Origin of the sequence: Novosphingobium mangrovi, assembly GCF_022818885.1 — a bacterium.
Classification (GTDB): Bacteria; Pseudomonadota; Alphaproteobacteria; order Sphingomonadales; family Sphingomonadaceae; genus Novosphingobium; species Novosphingobium mangrovi.
In genome coordinates this window covers 131,089-157,978 of sequence record NZ_JALHAT010000010.1, presented here as the reverse complement: position 1 = coordinate 157,978, position 26,890 = coordinate 131,089, and the positions used below count along the sequence as shown (strand labels likewise).

The window sequence follows — 26,890 nt, the reverse complement described above, 5'->3', positions numbered from 1 at the left end:
TTTCTCGCTGTTGATCCTGTGAAATCTGAAGGATTGGCAGGCCGCGAGGCGAGCGCGATTCGGACGTACCCATTCCGGGTAGCGCCTCCTACGAAGGGGATCGCGAGAGCGCCGGGCGGGCGCGAAGCCGGGGCGTAGGTCTCCCAAGGGCTGCGGGTCGGGCCAAAAGGGGTAGACCGTATTCCCAGATTTCCGGAGGGCGCGATCTGATACGCTCGGGAGAACCGACAGAGCTCCGTGCGGGGGCTCCTTGCGTGAGACCGGAAGACGGATTTTGCCGCGTGCCTTCTAGCCAGACTCCACCCCAACACATTCTCATCGTGACCTCGGGCCTTGGTGCGGGGGGCGCGGAACAGGTCATCGCGCAGCTGGCGCACCACCTGGTCGAAGCTGGCCATGAGGTGGACGTCGCCGCTTTCGATACCGACGAGGCGCGTATCTACCACGAGCTTCCCGTCGTGAGCCGGGTCTTCCGGCTGGGCGGGCGCTCCGGATTTTCGGGCGTTGCAGGACGGGTCATGGCGCTTCGCGGCCTTGTTGCCCGGCGCCGTCCCGATGTCGTCCTCTCGTTCCTGACCAAGATCAACCTGGTGGCGGCCCTTGCGGTGCAGGGCCATCCTGCCCGCCTGATCTGCGCCGAGCGCAACAACCCCGAGCAGCAGCAACTGCATCCCTTGTGGAACCTGGCGCTGCGCTGGTTCTACCGCCGTGCCGACACCATCATCTGCCAGACCGAAGGGGTGCGCCGCTGCTTTGCGCACGACCTGCAGGGGCGGCTGGCGACCATTCCCAACCCCGTGCCCGAACCCGATGTCGTGCGCGGGGAGGGGGCCAGCTACACCGTCTGCGCGGTCGGGCGTCTCACCTATCAGAAGGGGTTTGACCGGCTCATCGAGGCTTTCGCCGGGATCGCAGCCGATCACCCGCAATGGCGTCTTGCCATCTGGGGGGAAGGCCCCGATCGCGAGGCGCTTGAGGCCGGTATCCGCGCGAGGGGCATGGAGGGGCGCATTGTCTTGCAGGGACTTGGTGAAAGGCCGCGGTCCTGGATCCGCGAGGCCGATGTCTTCGTGCTCTCGTCGCGCTACGAGGGGTTCCCCAATGCCCTGGCCGAGGCCATGGCGGCTGGACTTCCCGTGCTGGCGACCAGATGCGATTTCGGTCCCGAGGACATGATCTCGGACGGCAAGAACGGCCTCCTGGTCGAGGACGCGGACACAAGCCCAGCATTGGCCACGGCGCTTGCGCGACTGCTTGACGATGCGCCGCTGCGCGAACGGCTGGGTGAGGCGGCGGCGCGCTCGATGCTACGCTTTCGGCCAGCCTACGTGCTGCGCCGCTGGGACGAGGTCTTGCGGCAGTCTCCCGGCCATGGTCTGTCCTCAGGAGGTTCACGGCGAAGCGCGCGCCGGCGGGAGCCGGATAAGGCGCATGCCCTGGCGAGGAGCGAATGAGCGTGCCGATGCTGCGGGTCCTGTTCACGTCGGCGGGACGCCGGGTCGAGCTGACCCGATGCTTCCGGCGAGCGGGCAAGGTGCTGGATGTCGACATCGAAGTGCATGCCTGCGACCTCACGCCGCACCTCAGCGCGGCGTGTCTCGATGCCGATGTCAGCTTTGCCGTGCCGCGCTGCACCACCCCCGACTACGTGCCCCGCCTTCTTGAATATTGCCGTGCGAACGGGATCGACCTGCTGGTGCCGACCATCGACACCGAACTCGAGGCACTGGCCGCTTCACGTGAGGACTTCGCGGCGGCTGGAACGCTGGTTCACGTGAGCGCGCCCGAGACGATCGCCATTGTCCGTGACAAGGCCCGGACGACCGAGGTGCTTGAGCGCGCCGGTGTTCCGGTGCCGCGCACCGCGCCCATCGAGGCGGTGCGCGCAGCGCCGGACGAATGGAGCTGGCCGCTCTTCGCCAAGCCGGTCGGAGGGAGCGCCAGCCGCGGTATCGGCGTGCTGGAAGGTCCCGGCGACATTTGCGCCCTCTACGACGAGCCGATGCTGGTGCAGGACCTGCTCGAAGGTCCCGAATACACGATCAACATGTACCTTGATGGCGAGGGGCACATGCTGTGCGCCATTCCCCACGAGCGCCTTTCGGTGCGCGCGGGCGAAGTGGAGAAGGGGCGCACCTTGCGCGATTCCCGCATGATCGAGATTGCCGAGGCCATCGCGCGGACCCTTCCCGGGGCACAAGGGGCGCTGTGCTTCCAGCTGATCGATGACCCTTGCCATGGCCTGCGCGTGTTCGAGATCAACGCGCGTTTCGGTGGTGGGTACCCGCTTGCCGATCATGCAGGGGGACGCTTTGCCGAGAACCTCCTGCGCCGGGTTCTGGGCCGCGCACCGGTGGACCCTTCTGACTGGCGCGCCGGGGTGACCATGGTGCGCTACGACGCGGCCCATTTCCTTGGCTGATCCAAACCTGCCCGAGGACAGCGGACGCCTCGATCTGACGGGACGCGTCCTCGTCCTTGATCTCGACGACACCCTTTACCTCGAACGCGACTTCGCCTTCAGCGGGTTTGCCGCGCTGGAGCCGCTGGTCCTTCAGCGCACGGGCCGGAAAGGCTTTGCCCGGGCCTGCCGCACCCTGTTCGAGGCGGGCCTTCGCGGAACGATTTTCAACGAGGCACTGAAAGAACTGGGCGCCGGCGGTGAACAGGAACTGATTGGCGAACTGGTCGCGGCCTACCGTGCGCATGACCCTCAGATTGCGCTCGCCGCTGATGCGGCGCGCTTTCTTGCGCGGGCGATCTGCGCGAACTGCGCGCTGATCTCGGATGGGCCTGCTGGCATGCAGCGCTCCAAGGTGCGTGCGCTCGGCCTGGATGAGAGGCTGGGGCGGATCGTTCTGACCGGCGAACTGGGCCCGGGCTGCGGCAAGCCGCACCCTCTAGGCTATGCGCTTGTCGAGGAATGGTCGCAGCGTCCTCCTGAGGCGCATGTCTATATCGCGGATAACGCGGCCAAGGACTTCCTCGAGCCGCGCCGACGCGGGTGGACGACGATCCAGGTCCTACGGCCCGACAGGGTTCATCGCGGCGCAGCACCTACCCTTGCGCACCGCGCGCACCATGTCGTCGGTTCGCTGGATGGGCTTACGCTTCGGAGAGGTACGGCGAGCGTGCAGTAAGGTCCGGGGCGGCGCCTATTCGGCAGCGTCGGATGGGCAGGTCTCTACCCGGGGCGTCTCGATCTGCGGGGCCCGGCGTTCCCCGCCCAGCATCACCCAGAACGTGCGCAAAAGGATCTGCATGTCGAGGCGCGGGCTGGCGTTATCGATGTAGCACATATCGAGCGCGACCTTCTCGTCAAGTGAGAGCAGGGTGTTGCCGTTGACCTGCGACCAACCGGTGAGCCCGGGACGGACGCGCGCGCGCTGTCGGCCGCGTTCGCCGAGCTGTGCGATGGTTTCGGGAAGGAGCGGGCGCGGTCCCACGAAGGCCATGTCGCCGCGCACCACGTTCCACAGGCCAGGCAGTTCGTCGAGACGGCTTCGGCGCAGGAACTTGCCCAGGCCCGTGACGCGCGCCTCGTCGGGCAGGGGCGCTCCCGCGGCATCGAAAGCGCTGCGCATCGAGCGCAGCTTCAAGAGCGTGAAGCGTGCCTGATGAAGGCCGGAGCGTTCCTGCCGGAACAGGACCGGACGGCCCATGCTGAGCGCCACGCCCAGCCCCAGAACGCCGATGACGGGCGCGCAAGGGACAAGCAGCAGCGCGGCAAGTGTGCGCGGAAGCAGGCGCAGGCCGCCGGGGCGCGATGCCTGGAAGGCTTCCTGGGATGGGGGGGGCTGCAAGGGGGGCTCGGTGAGGTCGGCCATGGTCCCTCAGGCCGCACTTGGCTGGAAATCACCACGCGCGAACATGCGGCGGATACGCTCACCCCAGGTCGGGATCGGCGGGATGTCGGAGGTGTAGTAATCGGCCGAATAGCGGTAGAACTGCACCGAGTCCCCGTACCTGCGGCGGGCGTGTTCGGCGTAGTCGACCTGGTCGAAGATGACGCCGCGGATCCTGTCGGTGTCCATGACCTCGAAGGCGGCGCGCATCTGGTCGATGGTGGTCTTGCCCCAGCGCGCGACCAGGATCGTCTGGTCGGCAAAGTCGCACATGGTACGCGCATCGCGCACGGCCAGCGCGGCGGGGGCATTGATGACGATGAGATCGAAGCGTTCGCGAAGCTGTTCGAGCAGGCCGGTGAGCCGGTGGGAGGACAGGATCACGGCGGGCTCCGCGACGGGTGCCTTCGCGCTCAGGAGATAGATGCGCTTCTCGCTCGGCTCGCTGCCCAGGATCGCCTCGAGATCGCGCTCATCCCGGGCGATGTCATCCGGTCCTTCGACCCGGCGATGCGGCAGCATCAGCCCGTCAAGGTCCGCGCGGCCAGTCACGATGTCGACGAGGTCCGGGGCCAGCGACTGTTCCTGCAGGCGCTGGAGCACGCCGCGCTTGCGCAGGTCGAGGTCAAGGACGACCGTGCGATCCCCCATCGCGACGCCCGCTGCCGCGAGCGAGAGCGAGACGGTCGATTTGCCATCGCCGGGAACTGGCGAACTGATCAGGACGACCTGCGAGCCCTTTCGCCCCGGGCGCAAGGCGCGCAGGTCGCAGTAGGCCGAGCGGGCGACTTCGGAGAACAGCGACTGCGGTTCTGTGAGCACGACGCTGTCCTTGGGGTCCTGCGAAAGGCCGTGCGCGATCTGGGGCAGCATGCCCAGGGTCGGGCGAGCGAAGAGGCGGCGGATCTGGGCGACGGTGCGCAGCTTGTTGTCCAGGAATTCACGCGTCAGGGCCGCCATGAAGGCAAGGACGGTCGAGCCCAGGAACGCGGTGACCGTCATCTTGAGAGGGTTGGGCGCGATCGGTGCGTAGTCGGGAACCGCGGGCGAAACGATGGTCGAGGCCACGCCCTGCAGCTGCATCTGGGCACCCACCTGCTCCACGCGCTCGGCAAGGACCTTGTAGGCCGCTTCGGCAAGGTCGGACTGGCGCACCAGCTTGTCGAGCTCCACCGTGTTCTGGGCGTTGCGGTAGGCGCTGGACGACAGACTGCCGACGACGTTCTGCAGGCGCGCGGCCATGGCGGCGGCTCCGGCCGCTTCGCTGCGGGCAAGCTGGGCCATCTTCTCACCCTCGGCACGGGCGACGGCTTGGGTCGCGGCCTGAACCTGGTTGCGTTCGCGAGCGATGCTGGTGTCGATCGTGGCCAGCTGCGAGTTGACCCGGCGCACGTCGGGGTGATTGGGCCCCAGACTGGTGCTCAGCTTGGCCTTTTCCGCCACGAGTTCGCCGCGGCGCCTCTCCAGGGAATCGAGCGCAGTCGAGGTTGCGGTTGCCGTGCTCTGGATCTCGCTGGCGCGCGAAATTCCGGCGCTGCGGGCCGCCGAGGCATCGCGCGCGGCGTTGGCCGTTGCACTCTGGAGGGCAATGCGGTTGATCTGCTGGAGGTCCTCGGCCCCGCCAGCGCCCACAAGCATCCGGTTGCGCGTGCGGAACTCGGCGACCTTGGCGGCGGCGTCGAGGGCGGCCTGTTCGCGGGTCTGGAGCTCCTCCTGAAGCGAACCGAGAAGTTCCTGGCGCCGCTCGTTGGTCTTGGCGTTGCGCAGGATGCCGACCGAGACGGGCAGCTGGTTGGCGATATCGGCGGCAAGCTCGGGCGAACGCGAGGTCACCGAGATCTGGATGAGGTCGGAACCGCTTTCAGCATTGATCGCCAGCATCCCGAGCAGGTGGTTGATCGCAAGCTGCATCAAGGCCTTGCCGGTAAGGTTGTCGTTGCCCAGTTCGCGGCGGAACCTCTCGTCGTTCAGGAGGTCGAGGTCCTTGATGATCTGGCCGGCCACCGAGCGTGAGCGATGCAGGCGTACCGTGTTCGCGACACGCTCGGCGTTGCGCGAGTTGACGTCGGCCTGGTTGGTGCCAACCTCGTCGATCAGTTCGACCTGGACGTTGGAGCTGGACTGATAGAGCGGGGGCGAGGCCAGTTGCTGGGCGAGCACGAGCACGGTGATCACACTGACGATGGCGAGGATCATGCCACGATAGCGGTGGAACAGGCGCACCAGGTCCTGTGGCCCGATCTGCTCGGAGGCTGCGCCCATCGCGCTTCCTTCCGGCTGGGGGGATGTGCGGTGCAGCGCAACCGAAGCGTCAGGGTCGTGATGTGCGATCGACGTCGACATTTCCGCTCTCCTCGGGCTGGCCGCGGGGGCCATCCGATGTGTGTGGTGTCAGGAGGGGGCAGTATGGTTCACCGCCCAGCCGGAACAAATCGCGCATCCGGAAGGGGACCTGCTCCTTTTCTGGCTAGTCCTTATGGGCAGGACCGGAACGAAGGAGGGACTTGTAGAGGTCGAAATGGCGCTGCGCGGAGCCCTCCAGGCTGTAGCTCTGGCTCGTTGCGAGCGCGCCTTGCGAGTAGGAGTGGTAGTAGTAGGCGTTGTGGGCGAGGCGGGCGATCGCGTTGGCGAAGGAGGTCGGCTTGTCGAGCGCGCACAGCGCGCCATTACGGCCGGGCACGACCAGCCCGCGATTGCCGTTGACGTCGCTGGCAACCACGGGAAGTCCCATCGACATGGCTTCGTGGATCGCGATTGATGCGCCCTCGTAGCGCGAGGTGTTGAGGTAGATATCACTCGCGGCGAGGAGGTCGCGGATGTCGGCGCGTTCCCCCAGGAACTGCACCATGTCGGCAAGGCCAAGGGCATCGACCTTGCCGCGCAGCCGCTCCAGGTCCGTGCCGCCGCCCGCCACACGAAGGCAGAAGACGGGCTCGGTCCCGGGGCGGTACTGGCGAAGGACGCGCGCGACCTCGATCAGCAGGTCGTAGTTCTTCTGTTCCGAGATCGCCCCCACGGTCAGGATGCGGCAAGGGGTGCCCACGTTCTCGCGTGGGGCCTTGGCGCGGTAGCTGGCGGCCGGCGCATTGGGGATCAGCGAGAAGGGCCGACGCGAGAGGTCGCGATAAAGCGATGCGGTCTCGTTGCTGATCGCAACATAGTGCGCGACCACGTGGTCGAGGAAGCGGAATGCCGCTGGCGGAAACGAGAGCCGGCTGTTGTGGTGGGTGAAGACGATCGGCCCGCCAAATCCCGAAAAGGCGAGCATGAGGACGGCCCGCACCGTATGGGCATGGACGATGTGGGGGCGTGTCTCATGCAGGTGGCGCCGTAGCGCGCGGACCCCTTCGATCAGTCCGCGCCGCCGGGTCAGGGCCAGGCTGTCAAAGTGCGCGCCGGCTTTCGCGATGCGTTGCTGCAGTTCGGTTTCCATCGCTTGCGAATTGCCCAGGGTCTGGGCGTCGCACAGGGCCGTGATGCAGGCGCGCGCGCCAAGCCCGGCATAGGCCTCGTTGAGATTGGTGATCAGGATCTCGGCGCCGCCCGAGGTCAGGCTGGTGAGGATCGAGCAGATCCGCAGGGGCTCGGTCCCGGCCCTGGTCCGCGCGCCAGGCGATGACGCGGAGACGGGCGGCTGGGAACGGACGACGAATTTGCCCTGAGGGGACTGGAGGGTCATGGCAAGGGCTCCTTGGTCGAGGCGGCCACAGGTTCCGCGCGTCGGCTGATGGCGAGGCGGCCATGGAGCGCGATATCGAAGGCGAGGACCAGCATGAGGCCAAAAACGATGTGGGCGAAGTTGGCCCCGATCGCGCCGTAGCGCGGGACCATGAGGGTGGCCGTGATGAAGAAGGCGAGGGTGGCCAGAACGCTGCAGGCCAGGACGAAGCTCGGCCGGTTCATGGCCAGAAGCGCCGAGCGGGCCGGGGCGGCATGCAGCATCAGCATGATCGCGACGAGCTGGGCGAGGAGCAGCGCGAAGCTGCCCGAGAAGGCATTGCCGAAGACGAATTCGAGAAGCGGTCGGCCCATGAGCCAGCACAGCGCGAGGGCTACCAGTCCGATCCCTCCCAGGGCCAGTTGCAGCATCGTCACCAGGCGCCGCACGCCCTTGCGCGAGGACTGGTTCCACAGCCGCGCCAGGTCGGGATAGATGATCGTCTGAAGCAGGTCGCCCGCGGTCTGAACGACTTTCGCGATGCGCCGCGACAGATAGTAGAGGCCCGCCGCAGCGGGTCCGGCGAGAGTGCTGACAAGCAGCGTGTCCATCTCATGGGTCAGAGTGCGCAGACCCGAGGACAGGTTCGTCGAGATCGCAAAGCGCAGGAAGCCGGGGAACCGGCTGGGCAGATGCCGCTTGTCCGCGCGCCAGGGGCTGGGAATGCCGGTCTGTTTCAGGGTGCGCAGCCCCAGCGCATTGAAAAGGAGGGAATCGAAGAGCTGGGACACGGTCCAGGCCACTACGAATTCGGTGATCCCCCGGCCCAGGGCATAGAGCAGGCAGGCCAATGTCAGGCGCAGCATAACGGCGGCCAGCTGCACGTAGGCGAGCACGCGGAAGCGCCCGGCAAGGCGCAGGGCCGCGCTGGCCATGCCGCGCAGGTTCCCGGCAATCGCCAGGGCATAGATCGCCACCAGGAAGCGCGCCTCGCCTTCAAGGCCAAGCAGGGGTCCTGCGATCAGCGCGACCGCCACGGCGAGCAGCGCAGCGCCCAGCGCGCTGGCGATGTCGAGAAGGAGGCCATAGGCGTAGAGCGAGGCAAGGCGCTCGGGTGAGGCATTCTCTTCCTCGGCGGCGACGAAGCGGATCAGTGGCTGCCAGGATTCGAAGCGGACCAGGCGTTCGCAGGTGCGCGAGATGGTGAGGACGATCACGAAGGTCCCGAAGGCCTGGGTGCCCAGCGCCCGGGTGGCTATCGCCAGGGTCGCCATCATCAGGACAGCGGCGCCAAGGCTTCCGGACATGAGGTGGGCCAGGCTGACAAGACGAGGGCGGATGAGCGTGCTGCCCTGCCAGCGTACGCGCAGCGAGGCTCGCGGCGCGCCGGGTGTTATGGTGCGGGCATGGCGGCACGAGCCGCGCGGCGTCGGGCCGATGAGGTCCGTCATCTCAGGTCAGCTGCTGGTGGCGGGAGCCGGGCCCAGGCTCAGGCCCGTATGCCGTCCGGTGGCCGCCTGCGGGCAGTCCCGGTGCCGAGCGCGTGGAGATCCAGGCCAGCGCGAACATCAGCATGACGGGGCCATTCCAGAGCCGGGCAAACATGTGCGGCAAGGACATGGTGTAGATGAAGAACACGGCGAGGATCGCGAGGCAGGAAATGCCCTCCACCCGGTTCACTCCCGCAATCGCCTTGCCCTGGAGGAGAAGCGCCAGCGCCATCAGGCACAGGCCGAGGAAGGAGACGATCCCGCCTTCGTTCAGGACCAGCAGGTAAAGCTGGTGAACCGGCATCCCGTGGGGGCTCGCAACACGGTATCCATCGCTGCCAAGGCCGATGAGCAGATGGTCGTCGGCCAGCTGCCAGGCCTCGACGATCAGCGCCGAGCGGCCCACGAATGTCCCGGCCCGGGTCGGATCGCCGGTCATGAGGGCCTCGCCGACACGCTCTTCGAAGATACTGGGCACCGGACCGCCCAGGCTGGTGTAGGCCAGCACGATCAGGGCAAGGGGGACGGCGATGCGCACGAAGGTGCCCAGCCGCGAGAGGCCCAGCACGAAGCCGCAGGCAAGCAGGGCGGCGAACGTGCCGGTAAAGGTGGCGGAATAGACCAGCCCTGCGATCACGCAGAGCGCGAGGATCAGCGCGTAGATCGTGCGAAGCCGTCCGGTCATCACACCCCGGATGAGGAAGATCAGCGCGAAGGCGCAGACCGCGCCATTGGAATTGGGCTCTCCGGTCATCGCGCCCAGACGCCCATTCCCATAGACGACATGCTCATTCACCAGGGCGCTGACCTGTGCGCGATCGAACAGGGTTATGAGAGTGATGCCGATGACCTGCGAGACCGCTACGCCCAGGATGTAGGCCGTCGCGCAGCGTTCGAGAACGGGGCGGGAACACGAAGTCAGGAGCATTGGCACCAGCAGCATGGCAAAGGCATATTGCCCCGCCACGATCGGCCAGCGCATGAAATCGCCGTGGACGAGCGAGCCGACCAGCATTCCGCCCAGAAGCATCGTCAGCCCCGCCACCCACAGCGCTGTGTAGCGTGCGAACATGCGCGCGTTGAGGCCACCTGCGACGAGCGCAAGGGCAAGGGCCGTGAACAGTGCGACATCGGAGATCGAGATGTTCATTCCCGGCAGGCGTCCGGCCTGCCACCAGGACAGGAAGAAGGCCGCACCGGGCAAGAGTACGCCCAGCGCCCGTTCCTGGCGCGGGCGTGAGGCCGGGATGGGAGGTGCCCATTGCGGATGCTGGCGTGCACCTGCCGAGGGCGTGTCGCTGCCTCCGAGAGGAGCGTAAGGGGAAGGGCTGGTGGCCATGACGCAAGCATGAAACGCCCAGAGCCGGCAGGCAAAGGCGAGTGTGGAGAAAGCGCGGCGCATTGTCGGTAACGCCAAAGGGGCATCGCGAAGGGCGTAATATACCCAAAGGATAGCTTGTCCGGGCAGCAGGGCGCACCCACACTTGTCCGGACGCGTAAAGCCGCGTCGTGGACGAGGCGAATGGGCGTACACGCGGCGCGCAGGCGTCCGGGGCAAAGGCCCGAAGCCCAAGTGCGAAGGCGCTGACCTCATCCGCACAGGGCCTGATCTGGCATCCTGTTCCGATCGCGTGTGCGCCAGTCGGTCGGCAACCTTTCACCTGAAGCTGGCGCCAAGGGGAGAGCGCGGTGCGAACAGCAAGGCAGGAACGGGCGAGAACGGATCGCGCGGAAAGGTTCATGGCGGGGCGTTTCATGGCGAAGCGCGGGCTTGTGTTCGCAGGGCTCTTCGGTCTTGCGCTCGCCGATTGCGCGCCGCCAAGCGCGGCAGCTTCGGCCCCGGTCGTGAAGACGCCCTCGGGGCAGAAGGCCTTCCCCGGCGCCGTTGGCTATGGTGCGGTCAGCGCCGGCGGGCGCGGGGGGCGGATCATCTATGTCACGACACTTGCCGACGGCGGTCCGGGATCGCTGCGCTCGTGTATCGACTACAAGTTCCCGCGGGTCTGCGTCTTCCGCGTGAACGGGGTGATCCGCTTCACCCAGCGACCGCCGCGCATCCGCTATCCCTACATCACCATCGCCGGTCAGACCGCGCCGGGCGGCGGCATTACGCTCAGCCACAACGGCGGGGCCAACGGGCAGACGCCGCTCGTCATCAAGAACTCGCACGATGTGGTCGTGCGCCACATCCGCGTGCGCAATGACAAGGCGGGCAAGTACCGCGGCGCCGAGGACAACATCACGATCGAGAACAGCTCCAAGGTCATCATTGACCACGTCAGCACCTCGTGGTCGCGCGACGAGGGGATCAACGGCTATGCCGACAACGATCTTGTGACCATCAGCAACTCGATCTTTGCCTGGGGCATCCCCAAGCATGACAAGTGCGCGCTGCTTGCCAGCGACCCCAGGGACAAGCAGAATCTCAGCTTCATCAACAACATCTGCGCGCACAACGGTGACCGCAATCCCGACATCAATTTCCCCCGGGGCTCGTGCGTCGAGGTCGTCAACAACATCCTCTACAACGCCCAGTCGGAGTTCGCCGAGGTCTGGGAGACCTATGGCGGCTCGCCGGTCTCGATCGTGAGCAACACATTCCTCGCTGGCAACAACACCAACACCAACAGCCGGGGCATCGCGCGCGAGACGATCGGATCGACCGGCCGCGCCCAGATCTACCTTTGGGGCAACAAGTACGAAGGCAACTTCAAGCACATCAGCCCCGAGGTCGATGTCGCGCGGGTGCAAGATGGTCCGTGTCCGCTGACGATCACGCCGCAGACCGCCAATGCCTCGTTCTACACCGTGCTCGCCCGTTCGGGCGCGTTTCCGCGTGACAGCATCGATGACGAAATCCTGTCCGACGTGCGCAACCGCACTGGACAGATTGGTTCTCCGGCTCCCTCGCTTCCCTACCAGCCCGCCGCGAACCCCTATCCCGATGCGGACAAGGACGGCATGGATGATAGCTGGGAGGCCAGCCATGGCGCCAATCCCGCTAAGTCGGATGCCTGGGCCGATGCCAACGGCAACGGGGTCTCCAACTTCGAGGACTTCCTGACATCGCGCGAGCGGGGCTTCGGGCTGTGAGTGGCCTCGCCGGGACACAGCTCGCCTCCGCACCGCCGGTCGGCCGCGCCCGCGCGCAGGGCCGTCCGCTGACGATCTGTTTTCCCTTCAGCGGGGACGAGCTTGGCGGCAGCCACATGTCGGTGCGCGGGCTGCTCGAGCAACTCGATCCGAGCCGTTACCACGCCCTGATCGTGCCCGAGAGGCCGGGCGGGGATATCGCCGAGTTCTTTGCGTCCTGGCCGCAGGCCGCCGATCCCGCACCGCCGCGCCAGTCGCTCGTGCCCGGTGCCCGGATCGGTCCGGCCAAGGCGCTTGGCGCGCTTGCCGGGGTGCGGGCGCGAAGCCGCTTCCTGCAGGCGCGGGGCGTGGATATCGTTCACAGCAACGATGGGCGCAGCCATGCGGCCTGGGCGTTGGCCGCGCGCCTCGCGGGAAGCCGGTTACTATGGCACCACCGCGGAGATCCATCCGCGCGGGGGCTGCGCTACGTCGCGCCGTTGCTGGCCGACCGGATACTGACCGTGTCCCGCTTCTCCCTGCCCGCGCAAGGCTCGCGCGCCGCGCAGCGCGCGCAGGTCGTCCACAGCCCCTTCGACACGCAGGTTGAGGCCAGCCGGGAGACCATGCGGGCCCGGATCCTCGAACATATCGGAGCCCCGGCCAACGCGGTCCTGTGTGGCTATTTCGGGAACTTCATCGAACGAAAGCGTCCGCTGGGTTTTCTCGATACGGTCGAGGAACTGGGGCGTCTGGTCGATAGGCCGGTCCACGGGCTGCTCTTCGGTGATCCGCGCAACACCGAATACGGGGAGCTTCTGCCCGAGCGTGCGGCGCGGATCGGAGGCAACGCGCGGGGGCACATGATGGGGTTCCGATCGCCCGGCCACGCCTGGCTGGCGGGGTGCGATGTGCTGCTGGTGCCCGCCGCGCGCGAGCCGCTCGGACGCACACTGGTCGAGGCGATGCTGGTCAAGACGCCCGTCGTGGCGACCCGCTCGGGGGGCAATCCCGAGGCGCTCGAAGGTGACTGCGGGATCCTGTGCGATCTCGATGATCCTGTGGGCATGGCCCGCGCCGTCGCGCGCCTTCTTGCCGAGCCGGAACAGCGCCAGGCGATGTGCCTGCGGGCACAAGTCGTGGCCCGCGCGCGCTTCTCGCGCGAGCACCACGCCGAGCAGGTGGCGAGCGTCTACACCGAGCTTGCGATGTCCTGATGCGTGGCCGGGGGCAGGCGCCCCCGGTTGATGGCTGCGTGAGGGTGATCGAGGCTGGCCTCGTCAGAACCGGGCGCGCAGGCTGAAGCCGGCGCGAAAGCGTTCGAAACGCGCCGCGAACCGTTCGCTCGTGCGCTTGGAAAACTGCGCGTCGAGACTGAGCGAGAGGTTGCGCGCGATCACGTGCTCGATCTCGCCCGATACGGACGCTGTGTCCTCGCTTATACCGGTGCCCACGAACTTGCTGCGCCGGAAGCTGCCACTCAACCTGGCGAACAGGTCGTGGCGTATTTCCTGCTCGGCGGTGATCCGGAAGCGGGTGTCGGTACGTCCCTGCGCGCCGGTGCGGAAGGTCGCGACATCGCCATTGAAGGCATCGAGCAGGAGCGCGGTGCGCCGCGAAGGGCGGTAGATCAGGGCGCCCGAAACCGACAGGCCGGTGCGGCCCGGCGCGGTCGGCTCGTCGGGATCATAGCGAAAGACACCAACGCCCAGGCGCCCTTCGAAGAGCCCTCCAGGTTCGACGTTGAGCCCGAGCTGGCCGCCGTAGGTTGTCGTATCCCGCTCAAATCCGGCAGGGGTTCGCGATAGACGGAACTCGCGGCGATTGACGAAGGCACTGGCGGTGACGAACACGGTGCCACCCACGCGAAGGCCCATGGCCGCCTGGCCGTTGTAGGCGGAAAAATCGCGATCAGCATCGACGCTGGACAGGGCATCGAAGCGGGTCGCACTGGCCTGGACATCGAACAGGAGGCGCCCGGGCTGCGTGCGCAGGTGAAACTCGGTGGCCAGGATGTCGAACCGGCGCGGGCCGCGATCCGGGTTGGTACGGGCCTCGGAATCGCTGCGATCCTCGACCGCGCGTTGCAGGCTGGCGCCAAGCGAGTAGAGCGAGGTGCGGGATGGAGCCCATTTCACCGTTGTATCCAAACGCCAGCGCTCGGAATTCTCGGTGCTCCGGCTGCCATAGCGGCGCACGGTTCCCGTAATCCCGCCCGTCACCGTGACCGGCCCCGGGCTGCTGTCGGCGCGCACTTCGCCCGAGAAATCGGCGTAGACATCGTCGTACCGTTCGACGGGCGCGGCGTAGATGTTGCTGTCGTAGTTCAGCCGGACATTGGCGTTGGTGGTCAGGCTGAGGCCGCCCAGACGGATCGGTTGCGCACGGTACTCCGGATCGTCGGGATAGACCGTGGGCGCGGTACTGCCGAGGGTCTCGGTCTGCGCGCGGGCGGGGATGGCAAGGGCGCCCAGGGCACCCAGGTCGAAAACCAGCGCGGAGAGCGCGAGACGGGCCTTCATGGTCAGAACCAGCGTTCGAAGACCTGGATCCTGTCACCGGGTTGTATCGGTGTCATCTCGGTTGCCTTGGCGATGATGTCCCGTCCGTCGACCGAGCGCGTGATCGAGACCTTTCCGGTCGAGGCGCGGTAGGTGTACCCGCCGGCAGCCGAGAGGGCGGCAAGCACGGTCATGCCGTGGCGATAGGGGAACTCGCCCGGCCGATTGACTTCGCCCGTCACGTAGAAGGGGCGAAGTTCGATCGGGCGGACATTGACCACCGGCTGCCCGACGAGGATGCCTTCGGAAAGAAGCCGCCCCGCGATGCCCTGCTCGATCTCGCGGTAGCTGAGGCCGGCGACGGGCATCGTCTTGACGTAGGGCATCGAGATCGTGCCGGTCTCCTCGACGACGTAGTCACCGCTGGCGTCCTGCAGCTCCTGGATCGCGACGTGGATCTTGTCACCTGCGGCCACCTGGTAGGGAGCGGCCTCCATCTCGGCGAGCGCGGGCAGCGATCCGGTGGGCGAGGCGCAGCCGGCGAGCGCCATGGCGGTGGCCGTGCAGACAAGAACGGCGGTCTGTGCGAAGAGATGTCGGCGAGGCGCGGGGGCGGTCATGCTCGGCTCCTGAAACGGCTGGCCCGGCCAGGGCGTGCCATGCGGCGCGAGGGGCAGGACCAATGAACGGGTAGGATGCCCATAGGCTAACCTGTATCGGCCTGAATCGGAGATGCTATTCAGGGCTAGATCCCCCCTGAATTCGAACAGGGCGCTACCTATTCTGGAGCCGCGCCGCGGACACGAGGCATTACCTCGAAACCTGCGCGGGGATCGGTGTCCGGGCACTCTGCCAGCAGTCGAGGGAGCGTTCGATGAGCGCGCCCAGTCTTTGCGTGTCGGGCGCGTAGAACTCGCATAGCCGCGCGCGCAGGCTCGTACTCAAGGGTGGATAGCGCATTTCCTGGGCGAGGAGCGAGCGCGCGCCTTCGAAGATGGGCGTGCCCCGCAAGGGGCGCGCGGCATCCTTGAAAGGAGCCAGCATCCGGCGCAGCGGCAGGGGCAGGATCATCGTCCGGCTCGAATTCTCGTGCGTGGTGTCGATGGTGTCGGGAAGGGCCGGCTCCAGCCCGATATGGTGGGACACTTCGGCGAGAACCTCGCGCGGGCGCTCGTCGAGATCCTCGTGCAGGTAGACCCGGATCTGCTCGCGCGGGAAGACCTCCAGCCAGCGGTCGAGGTGGCGGGCATAGAGCCCGTCCTCGAGAAAGCGCGGGTGCGGATTGGCGAGATCGGTCAGATAGTCCTCGGGCGGTCCGGTGACGGTGCCGCGCCGGTAGAACATCTTGTAATCCGAATAGGCTCTCTCGACCGGATCGCGCAGCATCACGACCAGGCGGGCATGGGGGAGCATCCGGGCCAGCCGCGCGGGCGCTTCGGGATGGGCGAGGTAGTCGGCGGACTTTTCCCCGATGCAGGTGACGCCCTCGGGGATCTCGTTGAAGAAGCCGCGGTAATGGCCTTCGCCTTCGGCGTAGTCGGTGCTGAAGTAATGGGGTTCGGGATCGGGCATGTAGACAGCCGGATTTTCCTGGAGCCGGGCCTGGATCCAGGTCGTCGCCGCCTTGGCCGCGCCGATCACCACGAAGTCGGGCTGCCATCTGGCATCAGGGCGTGTGCGCGGCGCCGCCATCAGGTCACCACCTCGCCCAGAGCTTCGCCGATGCGCTGCATGTCGCGGGGCGAAAGGGTGTGGTCGCAGGGAAACATGAGGGTGCGTGCTCCAAGTGCGTTGGCAGCTTCCAGCGCGCCGTCGCACCTAAACGATTGCGCTTCGAGTGCGCGCTCGCGGCTCATGTCCGGGCACGATCCGCTGGCCGCCGGAATGCCTCTTTCGTGCAGGGCCGCGATGATATCGAGCCGGCGTTCGGCCAGATCGGGTGCGAGCTGGACATAGAACTTGTACCAGGCATGGCGCACGTGCTCGGGCGGCGCGGGCGGCGCGATGGCGGGAAGCGGAGCAAGGGCGGTACAGAGCGCCTGTGCATTGGCACGTCGCTGCGCGAGCCAGTCCTCCAGCTTGGTGAGTTGGCGACGGCCGATCGCGGCCTGCATCTCGGTCATCCGATGGTTCGATCCCGGCCGGGCGTGGACATAGCGGAATTCCCCGGGGCGCCCCTTGCCATCGCGCAGCATGGCCAGGTCCTTGCCGTGATCCTTGATCGACCAGCCCGTCTCCCAGGCATCCCGGTCACGCAGCAGGATCATGCCTCCTTCGCCGCCGGTCGACATGATCTTGTCGGTGCAGAACGAGAACGAGGCGACGGTGCCGAACGAGCCGACACGGCGCCCGTGCCACTGGGCCCCATGCGCCTGCGCGCAGTCTTCGAGGAGCGCAAGGCCATGGCGTGCGCACAGCGCCACGAGCCGGTCCATGTCGCAGGGCCATCCGGCATGATGGACGCAGATCACGGCGCGTGTGCGCGCCCCGACAAGGCGTTCGACCGAGACCGGATCGATGTTCTGGCTGTCGGGCTCGACATCGGCGAAGGCAAGGCTCCCCCCCACCGCGAGGACCGCGCTGGCGGTGGCAAAGAAGCTGCGGGCGGGTACGATGACTTCGTCGCCCGGCCCGATGCCCAGCGCCTTGAGCGCGATCTCGAGCGAGACGGTGCCATTGGCGACGCAAATGCCGTGCGGCATGCCGTTATAGGCGGCGAACTCCTGCGCGAAGCTGCGGGTCTCATCGCCGTGGACGAGTGCGTTTACCCGCCCGGATTGCAGGACCGCGCTCGCGGCCGCAATCTCGTCGGGCTCGTGGCATGGCCAGCCCGATTTCAGGGGCTGAGGGACCAAATGCGGGGGCTGTGCATCGGCAAGAACGTGGGATGCCATGCGTTCCGGGCTCCTTATGCGGGGGTGCGCGAGCGCGTGCGGGAGGTGTCCTGGGACATCGCCGGATTCTCGATGACCTGGAACGAGGCCGCACCGCTGGGCATCTTGACGAGGGTGTGGGTAATGCGCCGGGCCTCGGCCTGGTCGCCCGCCTCCACGGCGTGGGCGAGCTGGTCGATGCTGCGGGAAATGAGCGGGAGCGGGATGGGCCGCGACTGGGCCTCGAAGATGCCCTTGATCCGCGAACTGGTCTGTTCCTCGCAGATGTCGAAAAGCTCCTCGTAGAGCTTTTCGCCCGGGCGCAGGCCGACGAACTGGACGGGCACGTCGATCTCGGGCTGGAGGCCGTAGAGCCGGATCATGCGATAGGCGAGATCAACGATGCGTACGGGCTTGCCCATGTCGAGCACGAAGATCGTGCCGCGCTGCGACTGCTCGCTGAGCGCGGCGGCGCTGCTTTGCAGGATGAGCTGCACCGCCTCGCGCACGGTCATGAAGAAGCGTTCGATATCGGGGTGGGTGACAGTGAGCGGGCGGCCTTCGCGCAGCTGGCGCTGGAACAGCGGAACGATCGAGCCGCTCGAGCCGAGCACGTTGCCAAAACGCACGGTCATGAAGCGCGGCGCGTCGGGATCATCGATCCCGCACATGTCGAGGGCCTGGCTGTAGAGTTCGCCCACGCGCTTGGTCGCACCCATCATGCCGACCGGGTTCACGGCCTTGTCGGTCGAGACCTGGACCATAGCCCTCGCGCCGAATTCGCAGACCGCATCGGCGATGATGCGGGTGCCCAGGATATTGGTGTGGACCCCGGCACACGGGCTCGTCTCGACGATCGGCACGTGCTTGAGGGCCGCCGCATGGTAGACGATGGTCGGGCGGTGCTTGGCGAAGATGCGGCGCACCTCGGAGCGTTCGCGGATGTTGCACAGCTCGGCCTCGATGGGGACATCGGGGTAGCGCTCGCGCAGTTTCATCTCGGCGGCGTAAAGGTGGTATTCGCTGTGATCGAGCACGACCAGTTTGGAGGGGCGGAAGCTGGCCAGCTGCCAGCACAGTTCCGAACCGATGGTGCCGCCACCGCCTGTCACCAGCACGCACTTGCCCGATATCTGGCTGGTGATCTGCTCGCCTTCGAGCGTGAATTCGCTGCGGCCCAGCAGGTCCTTGACCGAGAGCTCCTCGTGGACCGCGCTCGGGCTGCGCTGGAGGATGTGGCTCCAGCAGTCGCGAATGCGCGAGAGCTCGAGGCCCAGGTGGCGCGCACGGCTGGTGAGCCGGGCCATCTCGCGGTTGGTGAGGTCATTGCCGTCGTCGCTCGCAATCACCAGCGAAGGGCGCTGGTCCTTGGCTTCCAGGCGTTCGACGGCATCCACGATATCGTCGTGGCTGCCCAGCACCGGCACCTTGCCGATCTGCATCAGCGTGTCGTTGAGGGTCGGCAGGAGAATGCCGGAAATGACGAAGGACGGGGTCGTTTCACGCCGGAGCATCTCGATGATGGAGAGCACCCAGTCGGGCGAGCCGACAAGCAGCGCGTGGGGCAGCTGCCGGCCTGCGACATGGCGCAGGTGCGCGCTGCTGGTGCGGGTCAGGTGTTCATGCACCAGGCGTCGCAGGGCCCGCAACGTCACCAGGCCCGAGGTCGCCAGAAGCCAGTGGATGGCGATGACCGCGGCCAGGTTGGACTGTTCGGCGCGCACCGCCGGAGAAAGCAGCGCGACCGCCCAGCCCAGACCGATGCAGGGTAGGATCAGTGCGACCAGATGGATCGAGTGGGCAAAGCTGAAGAAGCGCCAGCTGCGGCGGTAAAGGCCGCTCATGAACAGGCCCAGCACGGTCACGATGCCCATGCCCGCGGTCGTCCAGGAGATGCCCTCGCTCTGCAGGAAGGGACCGCGTCCCACCAGCAGGAAAGCCGCGATAAACGTGGCGCCGATAGTCAGGGTGTCGAAGCTGATCAGCAACTGGTTGCGAAAGGTTCGTCGCAGGCTGAAGCGTCCGATTGCGGCGTTTTCGCGCGCGCCGTCCAGCTTGCGAATACGCAGCAGCGGACGGGAGGATGCGCTCCTGGCGGATGACGCGGCGCGGTCTGCAATGTTCTTGCTCATGCGGGCAGCCTTCGCTGTTTTGGACGATCCGGGGATCCGGGCGAGGCAAGATGGCCGTGGCAAGTGCTCCGGCGGCCTCTGCAGTTTGCTAGGCTATGGTAGCGCTGCCGGGGGCGCACGTGATCTTAAAGCCATAAGCCGAAATCGCCGTTTTGGGAGTTCACCTCCCGAAAGAAATGCCAGCCCTGCCAAATATACGTATCGGAATTCCCCGTAGCTGTCGCAAAAGGGGATCAGCCACTTGCGTTCTTGCAGTTTCGCCGGCTGCGGGCATCGTTGGAGAGGACCTGGGGGGTCGTTCAGCCAGGAGAAGAAAGTCGCAGGAAGGATGCGTGGTGCCCTGCAGGTGGCCGCGCTCGACTTCGGCTTTTCCTATCCATGGCGGGCGAGGTCGCGGTGCCCAGGGCATCGTCGATCGCAGCCGCCCTCGGCCGTCTCGCAATCACGGGCCAAACCGCGCTATGAAAGTTCTTGTTCTCTCCAGTCTTGCCTATTCGCTGACCAATTTTCGCGGCGCCTTGTTGCGCGAACTTGTGGCCAACGGACACACGGTCGTGGCGGTGGCGCCCGACCGGAACGAGGATGTCGAACGTGAACTGGATGCATCCGGGATCGGGTTTCGCCAAGTCGCGATGGAGCGCACGGGAACCAATTTCCTGCGCGATCTGGGCCTTCTGTTCGAGTACGTGCGGCTGATGCTGCGCGAGCGCCCGGATCTCGTGCTGGCCTATACCCAGAAACCGATCATTTACGGTGGGATCGCGGCGCGCTTGCTGTGTGTCCCGCGCTTCTACGCGCTGATGTCGGGGCTGGGACATGTCTTCAGCGAGGACAGCCACGCGCGTGTCGGACTGCGCAAGCTGGTAAGCAAGCTCTACCGCGAGGCGGTGCGCCGGGCACGGGCGATCTTCGTGTTCAACCGTGACGACCGGGCCGACATGATCCGCTTTGGCATCGTCACGCCCCGGCACAATGTCGTCCAGGTGCCGGGTTCGGGCGTCGATCTGGAGCGGTTCGTACAGGCCCCGCTGCCACGCCAGGGCCTGCGCTTTCTGCTCATCGGCCGGCTGATGCGCGACAAGGGCGTCTACGAGTTCCTCGAGGCCGCAGCCCGCATCAAGGCGGACCATGGCGACTGCGAATTCTGGGTGCTGGGCCATTATGAGCGCAACAATCCGACCGGTATCGACGAGGAGGAATGCGCCCGGCTCGCCCGGCAGTATCCGGTGACCTTCATTCCCGGCTGCTCGGACGTGCGGCCCTATCTCGAGGCCTCCTCGGTCTTTGTCCTGCCCTCCTTCTACCGTGAGGGCCTGCCGCGCACTATCCTGGAGGCGATGGCCACCGGACGCGCGGTGATCACGACCGACATGCCCGGGTGCCGCGAGCCGATCGTGGAGGGCGAGAACGGCTATCTCGTTGAGCCCCGCGATGCCGAGGCGCTGCGCGCGGCCATGATGCGCTTCGTTGAGGAGCCAGAGCGCGCCGCGACCATGGGCGCAAGGGCACGTGACCTGGCCGAGAAGGTCTACGACGTGCGCAAGGTCAACCACCAGCTGCTCGAGGAAATGGATCTGCTGCAGGCGCCCTGGCGGGCCGAGCCGGAGGCGCCGGAAGTACGGAGGGGCATTTGCGATGCTGCTGCGTCAGGGGGGGCGACAGGTCCCGTGCCGGTGCGGTCCGAGCCGGACACGGTGAGCGAGCCGCGCAAGGTGGCGCACTGATCTCCTGCGGTGATGCCGCGGCGAGAAGAGGGAAAGCGGGAGGAGGTGATGGGGGTGCGGGCAGTCGTGGTTGGTGCCGTAGGGAGCACGCAGGTGCTCCTGGAAGAATTGCTCGGGGCGCCCGGCTGGCAGGTGCCGCTGGTCCTAACCCTGCCGCCAGCTCTTCATGGGCGGCACTCCGATCTGGTGGACCTTGCTCCCCTTGCCGGGGATCTGGGAGCCCGGCTGGAGCATGCGGCGCAAACGAATTCTGCAGAAACCCTGACGATGGTTCGCGCTGCCGCACCCGACTACGTCTTCGTCGTGGGCTGGTCGCAGATCGTGGGAGAGGCGTTCCTGTCCATCGCGGCCTCGGGCACGATCGGGTATCATCCCGCGCCCCTGCCACGCCTGCGCGGCCGGGCTGCAATACCCTGGACCATCCTTCTGGGCGAACCGATCTCCGCGTCCAGTCTGTTCTGGATCGGGGAGGGCACCGATGATGGTGACATCCTGGCCCAGAAGTTCTTTCACGTCGCGCCCGACGTGACGGCGCAGCAGCTCTATGACCAGCACATGGACGCTCTGCGCGCGATGCTGCGGACATGCCTTGCGCAGTTGGCCTCGGGCACCGCGCCGCGCGAGCGTCAGGACGCGCGCCTTGCGACCTGGGCGGCGCGGCGGACCCCCGCCGATGGCCGTATCGACTGGCGCGCCGATGCCACCCGGATCGACCGGCTCGTGCGCGCGGTGGGACGCCCCTATCCCGGGGCGTTCGCCATGGACGGACCGCACCGGTTGACCGTCTGGAGCACCCGTCTGTGCCCGGACGTCTGGCGCTACCACGCCTTGCCCGGGCAGGTCCTCGGGATCGAGGACGGGGTCTTGCGGGTCATGACGGGCTCGGGTCCGATCGACCTCGTCGAATGGGAAAGCGCGAGGGGCGCGCCTCCCAAGTTGCACGGTATCCTGGAGGCCTAGATCATGTCGCTTGCGCATTTCGGGAAGGTTCTGGTCGTGGCACCGCACCCCGACGACGAGATACTGGGGTGTGGCGGGACCATGGCCCGTCTCGTTCAGGAGGGGCACGAGGTGGAGGTGTGCCTCGTCACGCGAGGCCGGCCTCCAGCCTTCGATGAGGAGGGGGTTGCCCGCGTCATGGCCGAAATGGAGCAGGCCCATGCGCACCTTGGTGTTTCGCGTGTGCACCGTCTCGATTTTCCCGCTGCACGGCTCGATACGGTTCCGGCCTGGCAGATCAACCGGGCGATCGGCGAAGTGGTGGAGGAGGTCGCCCCCGATACCCTGTTCCTGCCCTTCGTCGGCGACATCCATCTCGATCACCAGATCGCCTTCCTGGGAGCGATGGTCGCGGCGCGACCACGCAACGCGGGCGTCCCCAAGCGCATACTGTGTTACGAGACCCTGTCCGAGACGAACTGGCTGGCCGCGCCCGTGACGCCGGCCTTCGTGCCGAACTGCTACATCGATATCGGCGCGACGCTCCAGCGCAAGCTTGATGCCTTCGCCCTGTTCGAAAGCCAGCTCAAGCCGTTTCCGGACGAGCGTTCGCTCAAGACGATCGAGAGTCTGGCGGTGGTACGGGGCTCGACGGTCTTTGCACAGGCTGCGGAGGCGTTTGTTGTCGTGCGGCAGATTGAAGGACGTTTGTAGGTCAGGCGCGGGCAATCGGATGGGCACGCGAAGCCCAGACGAATCGCCGAGTCGTTTCCTTCGGGTGTCAAAACATTTCCAAAAGGGTATCCTATTCCCATCTGAATCTGAGGTATTTTACGTATTTATACGGCAGTTGTATAAATAGGTCGACTTGCTGTTAACTATGTGGTTTACTTATTCTCATGAAGTGCAGTCGCAAGATGACGTAGTGTAAAAAATAATATACAATATCTGTGCTGGCCGTGTGATGCGCCCAGATTGCCTCGACAAGGTCTCTGCGTTTGGACAGAGACATGTGGGGAGGGGCAGATATTATCTTCTTGTGCGTCAAATCTTGCTTGGTTTTGTAATTTTCATGTCTGTTCAAGATTTGAATGGATTATGAAGGCGCAAAATTTTCAAGTGCGGTCTTGGGTCGTCCGTATTTCCATCTTAGGGAGAGAAAGACGATGACATCTCTAGATTCCGTAGTGGATGTTTCCATAATTGGTTTTACTTCACTTATTCGTGAAGGTATTGGGAAGATACTTGAGGGAAGCGAGTTCGCTTGTGCGAAATGCTTTTCCTCATGCCAGGATGCGCTGTCCGACGAACAGGCGTCGAACCTCGATCTGGTCATTCTCGACCTCGCCGTTCTGGAAGGCGACATCGATAATCTTCACCCCTTGAAGGAGCGCTTTCCCGGTCTTCGCATCGCGGCGCTCGTGGACAGCTTCAACTTCGGTCAGATGGTCGATGCCTTCAATCGCGGTGTCGATGCTTACCTCCTCAAGGAGATCGCCTCGGACCCGCTGCTGGGGTCGCTGCGTCTCGTCCACCAGGGGGAGAAGGTCATGCCCACGGCGCTGCTTGAACATCTCGCGCACAAGCGGCCGCTGATCGAGGGGGAGGCCGAGATCAAGGTCGAGCTGGGCGAACTGTTGTCCGAACGCGAGATCGATACGCTGCACTGCCTGGTGATGGGCTATCCCAACAAGGTGATCGCCTATCGTCTCGATATCAGCGAGGCGACCGTGAAGGTTCACGTCAAGGCGATCCTGCGCAAGCTCATGGTCCAGAACCGCACCCAGGCCGCGATCTGGGCGGTCAACCAGGGGGTCGTCCTGGCCAATGGGCGCTTCGCCGATGCGGAGCCCGGCGAGGTCGTGCCGTCCGAGGATGCGACGCCGCCGCTGGTGGCCATGGCGCACTGAAGGGGCGCAAGGCCGTCAGGCCCTTGCGGGTTGCAGCGTGCGACCGGTGCCGTCGGCAGGACTGTCGGCACCGGCGCGCGTTGCGCTTTTCTGGAATAGGAGCGCCGTCGCTTCCGGGGCGGATGCGAAATAGAGGTGCATGTAGGTGGCGGTGAGACGGCTGCTGGCAAACACGCCTTCACCGGCGCGGCCGCGTGGTGAGCGCGATTGCGCGATTGGTGACAGCGGCGTTTCCATGGTGGAGTAATGGAAAGTGTGGCCGCGCAGGCTCCCGCCCTTGAGGGTGACCTCCTGAAGACCAAGGGCGGCGAGGCGCGGTTGCAGCGCTGCGTGGCCGGGCAGCAGTCCGGCCATCGCGACAGGTGCGCTTTCACGCGGGGCGAGGGTGTCCAGGCAGAAGAGCATGCCGCCGCATTCGGCAAGGATGGGCTTGCCTGCATGGTGGTGGCGGCGGAGGTCCGCGATCAGGGATGTGTTCGCGGACAGGCGCTTGGCGTGAAGTTCGGGGTATCCACCCGGCAACCAGACCGCATCACAGACGGGAAGCGCTGTGTCCTCCAGTGGCGAAAAATAGGAAACCCGTGCGCCGAGCGCTTCGAGGCAGGCAATGTTGGCGGGGTAGATGAAGCCGAACGCGGCATCGCGGGCGACGGCGACCGTGTGCCCCTCCAATGCGCGCGCGGAGACTGGTCGCGGGGCGGGCGGCGTGAAGGTCACGGCTTCGGGTAGCCAGTCGGCGCCGTCCGGGAGGCTGGTCGCGGCCCGGTCAAGGCGCGCGTCGAGATCGGCGATCTCGTCGGCCTGGAGAAGGCCGAGGTGACGCTCGGGAAAGGCCAGGTCGGGATCGCGCGCCAGCGCGCCCAGCCAGGCGATGCCTGCGGGCAGGCTCTCTTCGAGCATCTCACCGTGGCGCGCACTGCCGACCCGGTTGGCAAGGACGCCCAGTAGGCGCGTGTCGCTGCGATAGCTCGCTAGCCCCAGCACCAGTGCGCCGAAGGTTTGCGCCATCGCCGACCCGTCAAGCACGGCCAGCACCGGCAGGCCGAAGCGGGCGGCAAGGTCGGCGGCGCTCGGGTCTCCATCGTAGAGGCCCATGACCCCTTCGACGAGGATCACGTCGGCGTCTCTGGCGGCCTCGTGCAGCAGGCGTCGGCATTCCTCCTCTCCGACCATGAACAGGTCGAGCTGGTGGACCGGCGCCCCGCTCGCGCGTTCGAGGATCATCGGGTCGAGGAAATCCGGCCCGCACTTGAACACGCGCACGCGCCGCCCGGCACGCCGGTGGCGGCGGGCGAGGGCGGCCGTCACCAGTGTCTTGCCCTGGCCCGAGGCCGGGGCGGAGACGAGCAGGGCGGGGCACTGCGCGCTATCACAAGCGGGGCCGCAGGGGCTCACAGGTCGATCCCGACCTGCGCGCGCACGCCCGCGCGAAAGGCGTGCTTTTCGTCGCGGATGGCGCTGACCGTGTCGGCCAGTTCGAGCAGTTCCTCGTGCGCGGCGCGGCCGGTGATCACCACGTGCTGCATGGGGGGGCGGCCCCGGATCGCGGGCAGGATCTCGTCCAGTTCAAGGTAGCGATAGGTCACGAGATAGGTCAGTTCATCCAGCACGACCAAAGAGATGTCGGGATCGGCCAGCGCGGCCCTGGCCTTCTCCCAGCCCGCCCGCGCGGCGGCGATGTCGCGTGCGCGGTTCTGGGTTTCCCAGGTGAAGCCCTCGCCGCAGTTCTCCCAGGTGACGCCCTCCTGGCGCGAGAGGAAGGCGCGTTCGCCCACGTCTTCCTTGCCCTTGATGAACTGGAACACCGCGGCCTTGCGGCCATAGCCGAGCGTGCGTGCGACCATGCCGAAGGCGCTGGAGCTCTTGCCCTTGCCGTTGCCGGTCAGGACGAGCACCAGGCCCTTGTCGATTTTGGCCGCCGCGATCCGCGCGTCGACCACCTTCTTGTGCTTTGCGGTGCGTGCCTTGTGGCGGCGCTCCTCCTCGCTCAGCGTGGCGGTTTCGCTGGGACTGTCGCTCACCGTGCGGCCCCGCGGCGCAGGTCGGGGCGCGCGCTCAGCGTCAGCGCCCAGAGGGCTGCGGCAATACCGCTCCAGGTCAGCGAGGCGACCAGCGCGCGCGGGAAGTAGCGTGCGAAGCGGGGCGCGAATTCGGCCAGCGTCGGGTCGGGATAGCGCCCGCCCAGGAAGTAGAACCCGCCGCTTGAGCACAGATGCGCGACCACCGTTGCGCCGCCGACGAGGAGGGCCATGATGGGAAGCGAGGAGAGGCGCTCGGGCAGGTTGGCCGCAAAGCGTCCGGCCATCCACATCGCCGCGTAGGCGGGGATCAGCATGGCGTAAGCGGGCGTGTAGCAGAAGTCCGAGACCCCCAGCACCGACATCGAGACGACGTCAATCGCATAGGCAAGGCCGAACAGGCCCGCAAAGCCTGCCGCACGGCGCACGAAGTAGCCAAGGACGAAGAAGCTGGCGAGCGCGGTGCTGGGCACATGCTCCATGTGGGTGAGCGCGTGCGAGCGGGTCAGCAGCATGACAGGGGCGAGGATGGCGAAGATCGTCCACTGGAAGCGGGACGAGGAAAGGGCAGGCGAGCGGTGCATGCGAGGTATCTCCTTGCGGAAAAAGGGGAAAGGTGCGTCGGCGCGCGCCCGGACGAGGGCACGGCCACGGGAAGCCCACGGAACGGGCCCTGGCTGGAGACCAAAAAAGGAGGTTCAGCAGTACGGCATGGATCACAGGCTCCC

22 protein-coding genes are annotated in these 26,890 nt (G+C 66.4%); 9 read left to right on the top strand and 13 right to left on the bottom strand.

The window, feature by feature from the left end; translation table 11 throughout:
- The first annotated feature begins 281 nt into the window (after positions 1–281).
- Genes MTR65_RS08465 through MTR65_RS08455 form a run of 3 tightly spaced genes read left to right on the top strand, consistent with a single transcriptional unit; the run spans position 282 to position 3,140 of the window.
- A complete protein-coding gene (locus MTR65_RS08465) occupies positions 282–1,454 on the top strand; it encodes a glycosyltransferase family 4 protein (protein ID WP_243799117.1) in 1,173 nt (390 codons plus the stop codon).
- Entirely contained in the window at positions 1,451–2,422 is a 972-nt protein-coding gene (locus tag MTR65_RS08460; protein ID WP_243799115.1) for an ATP-grasp domain-containing protein, read from the top strand. Before MTR65_RS08465 ends, MTR65_RS08460 begins: the two co-directional genes overlap by 4 nt.
- Positions 2,415–3,140, top strand: a complete 726-nt coding sequence (locus MTR65_RS08455; RefSeq protein WP_243799113.1) for an HAD family hydrolase — start codon at positions 2,415–2,417, stop codon at positions 3,138–3,140. Before MTR65_RS08460 ends, MTR65_RS08455 begins: the two co-directional genes overlap by 8 nt.
- A gap of 15 nt (positions 3,141–3,155) precedes the next feature.
- On the opposite strand, the gene MTR65_RS08450 is transcribed toward MTR65_RS08455, so the two are convergent.
- The 5 genes from MTR65_RS08450 to MTR65_RS08430 form a co-directional block, all read right to left on the bottom strand.
- Positions 3,156–3,827: a sugar transferase gene (locus tag MTR65_RS08450; protein WP_243799110.1), complete on the bottom strand. Its 672-nt coding sequence runs from the start codon at positions 3,825–3,827 to the stop codon at positions 3,156–3,158.
- 6 nt (positions 3,828–3,833) lie between these two features.
- Positions 3,834–6,188: a GumC family protein gene (locus tag MTR65_RS08445; protein ID WP_243799108.1), complete on the bottom strand. Its 2,355-nt coding sequence runs from the start codon at positions 6,186–6,188 to the stop codon at positions 3,834–3,836.
- 124 nt (positions 6,189–6,312) lie between these two features.
- Positions 6,313–7,524 carry a glycosyltransferase gene (locus MTR65_RS08440; RefSeq protein WP_243799106.1) on the bottom strand — a complete coding sequence of 404 codons (1,212 nt, stop codon included), beginning with the start codon at positions 7,522–7,524 and terminating at the stop codon, positions 6,313–6,315.
- The gene (locus tag MTR65_RS08435; RefSeq protein ID WP_243799104.1) at positions 7,521–8,954 is read right to left on the bottom strand and encodes a lipopolysaccharide biosynthesis protein; all 1,434 of its coding nucleotides are present in this window, start codon (positions 8,952–8,954) and stop codon (positions 7,521–7,523) included. Before MTR65_RS08435 ends, MTR65_RS08440 begins: the two co-directional genes overlap by 4 nt.
- A gap of 1 nt (position 8,955) precedes the next feature.
- Positions 8,956–10,332, bottom strand: a complete 1,377-nt coding sequence (locus MTR65_RS08430; RefSeq protein ID WP_243799102.1) for an O-antigen ligase family protein — start codon at positions 10,330–10,332, stop codon at positions 8,956–8,958.
- A 401-nt stretch (positions 10,333–10,733) separates the two neighbouring features.
- On the opposite strand from MTR65_RS08430, the gene MTR65_RS08425 reads away from it, so the two are divergent.
- Entirely contained in the window at positions 10,734–12,086 is a 1,353-nt protein-coding gene (locus MTR65_RS08425; RefSeq protein ID WP_243799100.1) for a pectate lyase family protein, read from the top strand.
- Complete coding sequence (locus MTR65_RS08420; protein WP_243799098.1) at positions 12,083–13,282, top strand: glycosyltransferase family 4 protein; 1,200 nt, start codon at positions 12,083–12,085, stop codon at positions 13,280–13,282. Before MTR65_RS08425 ends, MTR65_RS08420 begins: the two co-directional genes overlap by 4 nt.
- Positions 13,283–13,345: 63 nt before the next feature.
- Here the strand turns inward: MTR65_RS08420 and MTR65_RS08415 are convergent, their stop codons facing one another.
- From MTR65_RS08415 to MTR65_RS08395, 5 genes are all read right to left on the bottom strand, one after another.
- Complete coding sequence (locus MTR65_RS08415) at positions 13,346–14,587, bottom strand: outer membrane beta-barrel protein (protein WP_243799096.1); 1,242 nt, start codon at positions 14,585–14,587, stop codon at positions 13,346–13,348.
- Positions 14,588–14,589: 2 nt separating this feature from the next.
- Positions 14,590–15,186 carry a polysaccharide biosynthesis/export family protein gene (locus tag MTR65_RS08410; RefSeq protein ID WP_243799093.1) on the bottom strand — a complete coding sequence of 199 codons (597 nt, stop codon included), beginning with the start codon at positions 15,184–15,186 and terminating at the stop codon, positions 14,590–14,592.
- Between the two features lie 190 nt (positions 15,187–15,376).
- On the bottom strand, positions 15,377–16,258 hold the full coding sequence (locus tag MTR65_RS08405; protein WP_243799091.1) for a sulfotransferase family protein: 882 nt from the start codon (positions 16,256–16,258) through the stop codon (positions 15,377–15,379).
- Positions 16,258–17,460, bottom strand: coding sequence for a DegT/DnrJ/EryC1/StrS family aminotransferase (locus MTR65_RS08400; RefSeq protein ID WP_243799088.1), 1,203 nt, complete (start codon positions 17,458–17,460; stop codon positions 16,258–16,260). Before MTR65_RS08400 ends, MTR65_RS08405 begins: the two co-directional genes overlap by 1 nt.
- Before the next feature lie 14 nt (positions 17,461–17,474).
- Complete coding sequence (locus tag MTR65_RS08395; protein ID WP_243799086.1) at positions 17,475–19,571, bottom strand: nucleoside-diphosphate sugar epimerase/dehydratase; 2,097 nt, start codon at positions 19,569–19,571, stop codon at positions 17,475–17,477.
- A gap of 461 nt (positions 19,572–20,032) precedes the next feature.
- Here MTR65_RS08395 and MTR65_RS08390 point away from each other — a divergent pair, with 461 nt between their 5' ends.
- The 4 genes from MTR65_RS08390 (at position 20,033) to MTR65_RS08375 (ending at position 24,144) form a co-directional block, all read left to right on the top strand.
- Complete coding sequence (locus MTR65_RS08390; RefSeq protein ID WP_243799084.1) at positions 20,033–21,295, top strand: glycosyltransferase family 4 protein; 1,263 nt, start codon at positions 20,033–20,035, stop codon at positions 21,293–21,295.
- 48 nt (positions 21,296–21,343) lie between these two features.
- Positions 21,344–22,255, top strand: a complete 912-nt coding sequence (locus MTR65_RS08385) for a methionyl-tRNA formyltransferase (protein ID WP_243799082.1) — start codon at positions 21,344–21,346, stop codon at positions 22,253–22,255.
- A gap of 3 nt (positions 22,256–22,258) precedes the next feature.
- Positions 22,259–22,948 (top strand): PIG-L deacetylase family protein, encoded by a 690-nt coding sequence (locus tag MTR65_RS08380; RefSeq protein WP_243799078.1) that lies wholly within the window; start codon positions 22,259–22,261, stop codon positions 22,946–22,948.
- A 668-nt stretch (positions 22,949–23,616) separates the two neighbouring features.
- On the top strand, positions 23,617–24,144 hold the full coding sequence (locus tag MTR65_RS08375) for a LuxR C-terminal-related transcriptional regulator (protein ID WP_243799076.1): 528 nt from the start codon (positions 23,617–23,619) through the stop codon (positions 24,142–24,144).
- A 15-nt stretch (positions 24,145–24,159) separates the two neighbouring features.
- On the opposite strand, the gene MTR65_RS08370 is transcribed toward MTR65_RS08375, so the two are convergent.
- Genes MTR65_RS08370 through MTR65_RS08360 form a run of 3 tightly spaced genes read right to left on the bottom strand, consistent with a single transcriptional unit; the run spans position 24,160 to position 26,746 of the window.
- A complete protein-coding gene (locus tag MTR65_RS08370; RefSeq protein ID WP_243799073.1) occupies positions 24,160–25,539 on the bottom strand; it encodes a cobyrinic acid a,c-diamide synthase CobB in 1,380 nt (459 codons plus the stop codon).
- Complete coding sequence (gene cobO, locus MTR65_RS08365; RefSeq protein WP_243799071.1) at positions 25,536–26,165, bottom strand: cob(I)yrinic acid a,c-diamide adenosyltransferase; 630 nt, start codon at positions 26,163–26,165, stop codon at positions 25,536–25,538. Before cobO ends, MTR65_RS08370 begins: the two co-directional genes overlap by 4 nt.
- Complete coding sequence (locus MTR65_RS08360; RefSeq protein ID WP_243799069.1) at positions 26,162–26,746, bottom strand: hypothetical protein; 585 nt, start codon at positions 26,744–26,746, stop codon at positions 26,162–26,164. Before MTR65_RS08360 ends, cobO begins: the two co-directional genes overlap by 4 nt.
- Between the last annotated feature and the right edge of the window lie 144 nt (positions 26,747–26,890).

Excerpts from the sequence above, each read along its gene's own strand:
- MTR65_RS08460 (WP_243799115.1), top strand. The coding sequence starts at position 1,451 with ATGAGCGTGCCGATGCTGCGGGTCCTGTTCACGTCGGCGGGACGCCGG.
- MTR65_RS08450 (WP_243799110.1), bottom strand. The coding sequence starts at position 3,827 with ATGGCCGACCTCACCGAGCCCCCCTTGCAGCCCCCCCCATCCCAGGAA.
- MTR65_RS08445 (WP_243799108.1), bottom strand. The coding sequence starts at position 6,188 with ATGTCGACGTCGATCGCACATCACGACCCTGACGCTTCGGTTGCGCTG.
- MTR65_RS08440 (WP_243799106.1), bottom strand. The coding sequence starts at position 7,524 with ATGACCCTCCAGTCCCCTCAGGGCAAATTCGTCGTCCGTTCCCAGCCG.
- MTR65_RS08435 (WP_243799104.1), bottom strand. The coding sequence starts at position 8,954 with ATGACGGACCTCATCGGCCCGACGCCGCGCGGCTCGTGCCGCCATGCC.
- MTR65_RS08430 (WP_243799102.1), bottom strand. The coding sequence starts at position 10,332 with ATGGCCACCAGCCCTTCCCCTTACGCTCCTCTCGGAGGCAGCGACACG.
- MTR65_RS08425 (WP_243799100.1), top strand. The coding sequence starts at position 10,734 with ATGGCGGGGCGTTTCATGGCGAAGCGCGGGCTTGTGTTCGCAGGGCTC.
- MTR65_RS08415 (WP_243799096.1), bottom strand. The coding sequence starts at position 14,587 with ATGAAGGCCCGTCTCGCGCTCTCCGCGCTGGTTTTCGACCTGGGTGCC.
- MTR65_RS08410 (WP_243799093.1), bottom strand. The coding sequence starts at position 15,186 with ATGACCGCCCCCGCGCCTCGCCGACATCTCTTCGCACAGACCGCCGTT.
- MTR65_RS08405 (WP_243799091.1), bottom strand. The coding sequence starts at position 16,258 with ATGGCGGCGCCGCGCACACGCCCTGATGCCAGATGGCAGCCCGACTTC.
- MTR65_RS08400 (WP_243799088.1), bottom strand. The coding sequence starts at position 17,460 with ATGGCATCCCACGTTCTTGCCGATGCACAGCCCCCGCATTTGGTCCCT.
- MTR65_RS08395 (WP_243799086.1), bottom strand. The coding sequence starts at position 19,571 with ATGAGCAAGAACATTGCAGACCGCGCCGCGTCATCCGCCAGGAGCGCA.
- MTR65_RS08390 (WP_243799084.1), top strand. The coding sequence starts at position 20,033 with ATGAAAGTTCTTGTTCTCTCCAGTCTTGCCTATTCGCTGACCAATTTT.
- MTR65_RS08385 (WP_243799082.1), top strand. The coding sequence starts at position 21,344 with ATGGGGGTGCGGGCAGTCGTGGTTGGTGCCGTAGGGAGCACGCAGGTG.
- MTR65_RS08380 (WP_243799078.1), top strand. The coding sequence starts at position 22,259 with ATGTCGCTTGCGCATTTCGGGAAGGTTCTGGTCGTGGCACCGCACCCC.
- MTR65_RS08360 (WP_243799069.1), bottom strand. The coding sequence starts at position 26,746 with ATGCACCGCTCGCCTGCCCTTTCCTCGTCCCGCTTCCAGTGGACGATC.